Below are 8,249 nucleotides of genomic sequence, written 5' to 3' on the forward strand. Positions count from 1 at the left end.
GACGGCGCGCGCCGTCCTGGACGGCGTGGGGCTGGAGAGCAGCGCGCGCGGCGCCCGGGTGCAGACCGCGCTCGGGGTCCTCGGGAAGAGCGTGGGGAAGCAGAGCGACCCCGACGCGCTCCGCATGGCCTTCCAGGCGTACTTCAAGTACAAGGAGGCGCACCCGGAGCAGGTCCGGAAGCCGTACCTGTACTACGTGGACTACGGGCTGGACGCGCAGACGCCCCGCGGCTACGTCTTCGACATGGAGGCGCTGAAGGTGGTGGACGGCCCCTTCATGGTGGCGCACGGGCGGGGCTCGGCCCCGAACGCACGGGGGATCCCGACCCGGTTCTCGAACCGCGAGGGGAGCAACGCCACCTCTCTGGGGCTCTACCTGGCGCAGGAGACGTACGGGTTCTCGGGGAAGGCGGGCGGCCAGCGGTACACCTCCGTCGGGCTGCGGCTGAAGGGGCTCTCGGGCCGCTTCAACAGCGCGGCGCGCACCCGCGGGGTGGTGGCGCACGGAGCGCCGTACGTGACGGCATCCCGGGCGGGGCGGAGCGAGGGGTGCCCGGCCATCGAGCCGGGCCGGGCGCGCGAGCTGCTCCCGCGGATCAGCAACGGCGGCCTGGTGTTCCTGTTCTCGCCGCTGGAGCGGACGTGGATGGCCACCGACCCCTGGGCGAGCGACGCCGGATAAGGCCCGCGCGGCGCCCCGGTCCGGAGCCGGGACTCGAAGCGAAGCAGCCCTCCGACGGCGTACGCCGGCGGAGGGCTTTTGCGTGTGGGCGCCGGCTCCGCCTTCCGGCCGGTGGGGCGGCGGGGTATTGTATCCCCGATCCGGCCCCGCGCCCCGCACCCGCCGACCATGTCCCCGCCTCCCGACGCGCCGCCGCCCTCCCGCCGCTGGCGGATCCTCCTCCTGCTCTCCGTGGCGGAGCTGCTGGGGATGTCGCTCTGGTTCACCGCCAGCGCGGTGGCCCCCCAGCTCCAGGCGCTGTGGGGCCTCGACGCGCAGCAGGCGGGCTGGCTGACCACCTCGGTGCAGCTCGGCTTCGTGGCCGGGACGGCCGCCGCCGCGCTCCTGAACCTGGCGGACGTGGTCCCGGCGCGGCCCTACTTCGCCGTGTCGGCGCTCTGCGCCGCACTCGCGAACGCCCTCCTGGTGCTGGCTCCCGGGTACGCCGCGGCGCTGGGGCTCCGCTTCCTGACCGGCTTCTTCCTGGCGGGCGTCTACCCGCCGGCCATGAAGATGATCGCCACCTGGTTCCAGTCGGGGCGCGGGCTCGCCATCGGGACCCTCGTGGGGGCGCTCACGCTGGGGAAGGCGACGCCGTACCTCCTGCGCGCGGCGGAGGGTGCGAGCCTGAACGCGGTGGTGCTGGCGGCCTCGTGCGGCGCGGCGGCGGCGGGGCTGCTCGTGGCGCTCGGGTACCGGGAGGGGCCGTTCCCGTTCGCGCGCCGGCCTTTTTCCTGGCGCCTGGTGGGCACGGTGGCGGGCCACCGCCCCACCCGGCTTGCGATCGGCGGGTACCTGGGGCACATGTGGGAGCTGTACGCGATGTGGGGTTTTGTCGCGGTGTTTTTTGCAGATTTCTTCCTCGCCAGGGGGGCGTCCGACGCGCGGGCCGGGGCCCTCTCCGGGGCGGTGGCGTTCGCGGTGATCGGGATGGGCGGGGTGGGGTCGGTGCTGGCGGGCGCGTGGGCGGACCGGCTGGGGCGGGAGCGGGTCACAATCTGGGCCATGGGCGTCAGTGGAGCGTGCGCGCTGCTCATCGGCTGGATGCTGCAGGCTCCCTTCGCGCTCGTGTTAACTGTAGCGCTGATCTGGGGTTTCGCCGTCGTGGCGGACTCCGCGCAGTTCAGTGCCATGGTCACTGAGGTGGCCCCCTCGCACGCGGTGGGGACCGCGCTCACCCTGCAGACCTCGCTCGGGTTTCTGCTCACCACGGTTACCATCCAGGGCGTGCCGGCCCTGCGGGAAGCAGTCGGGTGGCCGCTCGCCTTCGGGGTTCTCGCTCTGGGGCCGGCTCTCGGGATCGCGGCGATGCGAAGACTTGAAAACGTCCGAATTCGTGAAGCGAAGGGGCAGCCCTGACCGGGCTCAGTTTCAGGATCGGTTCCAAAACAAGGTGCGCCCAGGCCGAATGATGCCGACAACATGTGAGGAAGCGGCTCCCGATCCCGACCGGTCCAAGTCGAGACCGGCCGAGTACCCCGGTGCTAATAGCGTCGGAGCGTGACCGGCACACGGGAGAATTTGGTTTCACGTCTCGGCCAGGACTTGGCCCCGCAGCTCTCTGGAGCGCGGGGCCTTTTTCGTTCGGGAAGGGCTGATCCGGGGCACGACCAAGGACGTTACGGAGTGTGGCCGGGCATGGGGAACCTTTTCACCTCGGCGAGGACCGTAGGTGGAAAGAGCCTTGCCTTGACCTACGGGTTCAGTCATATTCGAAGGAGTAAATGCCGCCACGACTCGCGCAGGGCCGGGCGCGCAAGGTCCGGCACCCGCGCCACCTTGCGGCGGACCTCCCCCGGAGGTGCCCCTCCTTCTCGCCGGATCGTGGGGGGACGTCGGGCGCTTGCTGCAGCGATCGCCTCGTGCGGTCGCGACCCTGTCTGCTCCGCCGAGATCCCCGATCCGCGCGACGACCTGGAGCGCCTGCTCGCGCGGCTCGAGCAGTACCGATCACGTCGGCATCTGGAACGGGCGCCGCCTTTCGTTCGAGACCATTACGCTGGGACCGAAGGGGAATCGAGGAGCGGATCTGGTCCATGCTCTACCACCCGTCGGCGGCGCGCCGGGTTCTCCACCTGGTCGACGCGGCAGCCGAAGGCGACGTCGAGCCACTGGTCCGACAAGCCCTCACGAACAGCTGCGCGAGGAAGCGCGGTAGGAGTGAAGGGCTCATGCTGTCGGTCCTACATATCTGCCGTGGATGCGCCGCGGCTCGCGCTCGCCGACGTCTTGCGCGATCGACCCCTGACCTGTTTCACGCACCCGTTTCGCTCGAGCTGGTGCGGGCGTGTCGAGAATGGCCGGTCGGCGTCGCACCGGACGGCTTCGCAACACCGCTAAGCTCAGACAAGCCCATCCTGCTGCTTTCCGGCGCGCTCGACCCAGTGACGCCACCTGAACTCGCCGCTGCGGCCGCCCGCCACCTGCCCAACACCATCCACTTAATCAACCCGCAGGGCGGGCACGCGGGAGCTGACACTTGTACGCGAGAGGTTGTTGGCCGGTTCATTTCCCTGGCCGCTGGAGAAGCCCTTGGCCGCCTGCATGCCGCAATGGTCCGAGTTCCAGCCACACGTACTAGAGGGGCAGAGGAGTTTTCGTCAAGTACTACTTCCGTTCAGGGACGAGTAACCGAAGAACGATGAGCGTCGAGGCCTGGTTCACCCTGGCGGTGGTGCTGGTGACCGTGGTCGCGCTGGCGCGCGACTGGGCGTCGCCCGTGGTGGCGGTGGTCACCGCGGACGTGGTGCTCCTGGTGTCGGGGGTGATCTCCACGCCCCAGGCGTTCGCCGGGTTCTCCAACCCCGCACCCATCACCGTGGCCGCGCTCTTCGTTCTGGCCGCCGGGGTGGAGAAGACGGGCGCGCTCCAGCCGCTGGTCTCGGCCACCCTGGGCAACGGCGACGGGGGGTCGCGCCGGCTCATGCGGCTCCTGGCGCCCACCGCGGCGGCGTCCGCCTTCCTGAACAACACGCCCATCGTGGCGATGCTGGCCCCGCAGGTGGCCGACTGGGCGGAGAAGCGCAACCGCCCGGCGAGCTGGTACCTGATGCCGATCTCCTTCGCCACCATCCTGGGCGGGGTCGTCACGGTGATTGGGACCTCCACCAACCTGGTGGTCTCCGGGCTGATGCAGAGCGCCGGGATGGCACCCATCGGGATGTTCGAGATCGGCAAGGTGGGCCTCCCCGTGGCGCTGATTGGGGTGGGCTTCCTGGTCCTCTTCTCGCAGCGCCTCCTCCCGGACCGGCGCCGCCCGCGCCAGCAGTTCGAGGCGGACATCCGCGAGTACGTGGTGCACATGCGGGTGGCCCCGCGCGGCCCGCTGGACGGGGTCAGCGTGGAGGCGGGCGGGCTGCGCAGCCTGCAGGGGGTCTTCTTGGCGGAGATCGAGCGCGGCGGGCAGGTGATCGCCCCCGCCGCGCCCACCACGGTGCTGCGGGGCGACGACCGGCTGATCTTCGCCGGGCGCGCGGACGTGATCCGCGACCTCCAGACGATGCGCGGCCTCAGCTCCACGGAGCACGCCGAGGCGCCCGCGGCCGGCGCGGGCTCGCGCTCGTTCTTCGAGGGGGTGGTGAGCGGCGCCAGCCCGCTGGTGGGGCGGACGCTCAAGGAGGTGGACTTCCGGAGCCGCTACCAGGCCGCGGTCCTCGCCATCCACCGCGCCGGAGAGCGCGTGCGCTCCAAGCTGGGCGAGGTCCGCCTCCGCGAGGGCGACACCCTGCTGCTGGTGGCGGACCCGGAGTTCGGGAAGCGCTGGCGCCACAGCAGCGAGTTCCTGCTGGTGGCACATCTCGGGAGCAAGCCGGTCACCAGCCCGTGGCAGAGCCTGCTGGTGGGGCTCGTCACCCTCGCCATCGTGGGGGGGGCGGGGGCCGGGGTGATCCCCATCCTGCAGGCGTCGCTCCTGGGGGCGCTGGCCCTGGTGGCCTTCAAGGTCCTCACCCCATGGGAGGCGCGCTCCTCCATCGAGCTCGACGTTCTCGTGGTGATCGCCGCCAGCTTCGGGATCGGCGCGGCAATCGAGACGTCGGGGCTCGCGGCGGTGATCGGGCACGCTGTCGTGGAGGCGTCCAGCGCATGGGGCCCGCTCGGCGTGCTCCTGGCCGTCACCCTGGCGACCGTGCTGCTGACGGAGCTGATCACGAACAACGCCGCGGCCGTGCTCCTCTTCCCCATCGGTATGGCGGCCGCCGCGCAGGTGGGGGCGGACCCGCGCCCCTTCGCCATCGCCATCGCCCTGGCGGCCTCCGCCAGCTTCCTGACGCCCATCGGCTACCAGACCAACACGATGGTGTACGGCCTGGGCGGGTACCGCTTTACGGACTTCGTCCGGCTGGGGCTCCCGCTGACCCTCCTGGTCGTGGCCGCGATCGTGCTCTTCGTTCCCCTTTTCTGGTCCTTCTAATGGCGACCCCACTGCTGGACGTGAACGACGCTCTCCCGGAGCCCCCCGCCTTGGCGGCGCCGAGCGGCTACCGCAAGAGCCACCTGGACCAGCTCGAGTCCGAGGCCATCTTCGTCATGCGAGAGGTGGCGGCGCAGTTCGAGCGCCCGGTCCTCCTCTTCTCGGGGGGGAAGGACTCCATCGTGCTGGTGCGCCTGGCGCAGAAGGCCTTCTGGCCGGGCCGGTTCCCCTTCCGCCTCCTGCACATCGACACCGGGCACAACTTCCCCGAGGCAATCGAGTTCCGCGACCGGCTCGCGCGCGAGACCGGGGCGGAGCTACTCGTGCGGTACGTGCAGGACTCCATCGACCGGGGGCGCGTGGTGGAGGAGACCGGCCCGGGCGCCAGCCGCAACGCCCTGCAGACGACCACGCTCCTGGACGCGCTCGCCGAGCTGAAGGCGGACGCGGCCATGGGCGGCGCCCGGCGCGACGAGGAGAAGGCGCGCGCCAAGGAGCGCTTCTTCTCGCACCGCGACCGCTTCGGGCAGTGGGACCCCAGGAACCAGCGCCCGGAGCTGTGGAGCCTGTACAACGGGCGCAGGAGCCCGGGGGAGCACTTCCGCGTCTTCCCCATCTCCAACTGGACGGAGATGGACGTGTGGCAGTACATCGCCGCGGAGAGGATCGAGCTCCCCTCCCTGTACTTCGCCCACCGGCGGGAGGTGGTGGACCGCGGCGGCGTGCTGTACGGGAAGTCGCCCTGGGTGCCGCTCCTGCCGGGCGAGAGCCACGTGGAGCGCACGGTGCGCTTCCGCACGGTGGGCGACGCCACCTGCACCGGCGCGGTGGAGTCCACGGCGGAGACGGTGGAGGACATCATCGCGGAGATCGCCACCACCCGCATCACCGAACGGGGGGCGACCCGGGCCGACGACCAGCGCTCCGAGGCCGCCATGGAAGACCGCAAACGGCAGGGGTACTTCTGATGAGCGCGACGGTCGGGACCAGCACGTACCTGGAGATGGACCTCCTCCGCTTCAGCACGGCGGGGAGCGTGGACGACGGCAAGAGCACCCTGATCGGGCGGCTCCTGTACGACACCAAGTCCATCTTCCAGGACCAGCTCGAGGCGATCGAGGGGGCGAGCCGCCGACGCGGGGAGGAGGGGGTGAACCTCGCCCTCCTCACCGACGGCCTGCGCGCCGAGCGGGAGCAGAACATCACCATCGACGTGGCGTACCGCTACTTCGCCACGCCGAAGCGGAAGTTCATCATCGCCGACACGCCGGGGCACGTCCAGTACACGCGCAACATGGTGACCGGGGCCTCCACGGCGGAGCTGGCCGTCGTGCTGGTGGACGTGCGCAAGGGGGTGCTCACCCAGAGCAAGCGGCACGGCTTCATCTCGTCGCTCCTGCAGATCCCGCACATCGTCGTCGCGGTAAACAAGATGGACCTGGTGGACTACGACGAGGACCGGTATCGCGAGATCGTGGCGGAGTACCGGGAGTTCGCGGAAAAGCTGGAGATCCAGAACCTCACCTTCATCCCCATCTCCGCGCTCCGCGGCGACAACGTGGTGAAGAAGAGCGAGCGGACGCCCTGGTACGACGGGGGGACGCTGCTGCACCACCTGGAGAACGTGAACGTGGGGGCCCGCCGGAACCTGGTGGACTTCCGCTTCCCGGTGCAGTACGTGATCCGCCCCCACCAGAACTTCCGCGGCTTCGCCGGCCGCATCGCCTCGGGGACCATCTCGCCGGGGGAGGAGGTGGTGGTGCTCCCCTCGGGGCGCTCCAGCCGCATCCGCGCCATCGAGACCGCGGACGGGCCGCTGGCGGAGGCGTCCGCGGGCGACTCGGTGGTGCTCACCATCGAGGACGAGCTGGACGTCTCCCGGGGCGACATGATCGTCCGGCGGATGAACCTCCCCCGCGTGGGCGACCGCTTCGAGGCGCTGGTCTGCTGGATGGGCGAGCAGCCGCTGGACCCTTCGGTCCCGTACGTGCTGATGCACACCTCGCGGGAGGTCAAGGCGTTCGTCAGCAGGGTGGTGTACCGCATCGACATGGACACGCTGCACCGCGAGGAGGCGGCGGCGTTCGGGCTCAACGACATCGGCCGGGTGGAGATCACCACGGCGTCACCGGTGTTCTTCGACGCGTACGCGCAGAACGGGGCCACCGGGAGCTTCATCCTGGTGGACCCGTACACCAACGTCACCGTGGCGGCGGGGATGATCCGCGGCGACGTGCGCACCGCGGACGAGGTGTTCGGGCGCACGGAGGAGGCCCCGGCAAAGCCCGTCTCCCCGGGCGTCGTGTGGGAGGACGCCGGCGTCCCGCGGGAGGAGCGGGAGGCGCGCAACGGCCACCGGGCCGCGGTGCTCTGGTTCACCGGGCTCTCGGGCTCCGGGAAGAGCACCATCGCGCGCGAGCTGGAGCGGCGGCTGTTCGGGGACGGCCGCCAGACCATGCTCCTGGACGGCGACCAGCTCCGCCACGGGCTCTGCGGGGACCTGGGCTTCGGCACCGCGGACCGGCGGGAGAACATCCGCCGCGCCGGGGAGGTGGCGCGGCTCTTCTTCGAGCAGGGCTCCATCGTCCTCTGCACCTTCGTCTCCCCGTTCCGCGAGGACCGCGAGGCGGTGCGGGCGCAATTCCCGGAGGGGCGCTTCTACGAGGTGCACGTGGACTGCGAGCTGGACACCTGCCGCAGCCGCGACCCCAAGGGGCTCTACGAGAAGGTCGCCCGCGGCGAGATCCTGGATTTTACCGGGATCTCCTCGCCCTACGAAGCCCCGGTGCGGCCTGAGATGGTCGCCCGCACCGAAGCGCAGTCCGTGGACGAGGTGGTGGAGACGATCCTGGCCCGGCTGCGGGACGACGGCGTAATCTCCGATCGTGGTGAGATGGTAATCGCCTGACAGGATGCCACAAAGAAGGACGGTGATGAGCTGACTGGACTGTCCCCAGGGGACTCGGTCCACGCATCGCTAGGGTCTGTCTGACGGAACCGGGTCGGTATTAGCTTAGCTGCATGGCACGCACCGACTTAACCGAAGCACAATGGCGCGCTCTCGCGCCGCACCTGCCTGGCAACGCGAAAAAGGGGCAGGCCTGGAGTAATCACCGC

Annotated in this window: 5 protein-coding genes; all 5 read left to right on the plus strand. The window is 70.5% G+C overall.

Translation table 11 applies throughout. From position 1 onward, the window contains the following. Positions 1 to 682: murein L,D-transpeptidase catalytic domain family protein (locus tag VGR37_09300; protein ID HEV2147583.1), on the plus strand; the 682-nt coding region annotated here is incomplete at its 5' end. 168 nt (positions 683 to 850) lie between these two features. After that, positions 851 to 2,080: an MFS transporter gene (locus VGR37_09305; protein HEV2147584.1), complete on the plus strand. Its 1,230-nt coding sequence runs from the start codon at positions 851 to 853 to the stop codon at positions 2,078 to 2,080. A gap of 1,282 nt (positions 2,081 to 3,362) precedes the next feature. Next, positions 3,363 to 5,132, plus strand: a complete 1,770-nt coding sequence (locus VGR37_09310) for an SLC13 family permease (GenBank protein HEV2147585.1) — start codon at positions 3,363 to 3,365, stop codon at positions 5,130 to 5,132. Then, positions 5,132 to 6,100, plus strand: a complete 969-nt coding sequence (gene cysD, locus VGR37_09315; protein ID HEV2147586.1) for a sulfate adenylyltransferase subunit CysD — start codon at positions 5,132 to 5,134, stop codon at positions 6,098 to 6,100. Before VGR37_09310 ends, cysD begins: the two co-directional genes overlap by 1 nt. Beyond that, positions 6,100 to 8,040: a sulfate adenylyltransferase subunit CysN gene (gene cysN / locus VGR37_09320; GenBank protein HEV2147587.1), complete on the plus strand. Its 1,941-nt coding sequence runs from the start codon at positions 6,100 to 6,102 to the stop codon at positions 8,038 to 8,040. Before cysD ends, cysN begins: the two co-directional genes overlap by 1 nt. The last annotated feature ends 209 nt before the right edge of the window (positions 8,041 to 8,249 follow it).

It is taken from the genome of Longimicrobiaceae bacterium (assembly GCA_035936415.1).
Taxonomy (GTDB): Bacteria; Gemmatimonadota; Gemmatimonadetes; order Longimicrobiales; family Longimicrobiaceae; genus JAFAYN01.